Below are 899 nucleotides of genomic sequence, written 5' to 3' on the forward strand. Positions count from 1 at the left end.
AAAGGCCCTAACCAAATAACGGCACGGTAGATGCCGCCGTGCTTGGCGAACCCGTCTGCTGAACGAGGTGTCGCTATGGCCAGACCACTGATTGACGATGAACTTTGGGCCGTCATTGAGCCGCTGCTGCCCCCACCCAAGCCACGCCGCAGGGACCATCCGGGGCGCAAGCCGGCAGACCTGCGGCGCTGCCTCACTGGCATCGTCTTCGTACTCAAGACTGGTATCCAGTGGGAGGACCTGCCTGCGGAGATGGGCGTGTGCGGCATGACGTGCTGGCGACGCCTGCGCGACTGGCAAGCCGTGGGCGTATGGCAGAGGCTGCACGCGGAGTTGCTGGCGCGGCTGCGAGGTGTCGATCGCATCAACTGGGAGCGAGCCGTCATCGACTCGTCGTCGGTGCGCGCCGTTCACGTTGGCGACCATACCGGACCCAGCCCCGTGGACAGGAGGAAAAAAGGCAGCAAGCACCATGTCCTTACGGACGCGCAAGGCGTGCCGCTGGCTTCGAGCGTCACGAGCGCCAACCGCCACGACTCCACGCAACTGCGCAAGCTGGTGCAGTCCGTGCCGCCAGTGCGTGGCAAGCGCGGACGCCCGCGCAGACGCCCCAAGGCGCTGCTGGGCGACCGGGCCTACGATGCCGAGCCGCACAGGCGTTGGCTGCGCCTGTTGCACATCCGACCGTTCATTGCTCGGCGCCGCACGCCTCATGGCTCTGGGTTGGGCAAGGAACGTTGGGTAGTGGAGCGCACGATCGCTTGGCTGCATCAAATGCGCCGACTGCGTACGCGCTTCGAGCGCCGGGCCGACATCCACCAAGCCTTCCTCACGCTGGGCTGCGCGCTCATCTGCTGGCATCACCTGCAGCCGTCGTAGTTCAAAAGGTTAGAGCCACT

General features: G+C 65.5%; 1 protein-coding gene. It reads left to right on the forward strand.

Annotated elements, in window-relative coordinates:
• The first annotated feature begins 75 nt into the window (after positions 1 to 75).
• Complete coding sequence (locus FJ694_RS36550; RefSeq protein ID WP_157272408.1) at positions 76 to 879, forward strand: IS5 family transposase; 804 nt, start codon at positions 76 to 78, stop codon at positions 877 to 879.
• Positions 880 to 899: the final 20 nt, after the last annotated feature.

It is taken from the genome of Azohydromonas aeria (genome assembly GCF_009760915.1).
Classification (GTDB): Bacteria; Pseudomonadota; Gammaproteobacteria; order Burkholderiales; family Burkholderiaceae_C; genus Azohydromonas; species Azohydromonas aeria.

Excerpts from the sequence above, each read along its gene's own strand:
- FJ694_RS36550 (WP_157272408.1), top strand. The coding sequence starts at position 76 with ATGGCCAGACCACTGATTGACGATGAACTTTGGGCCGTCATTGAGCCG.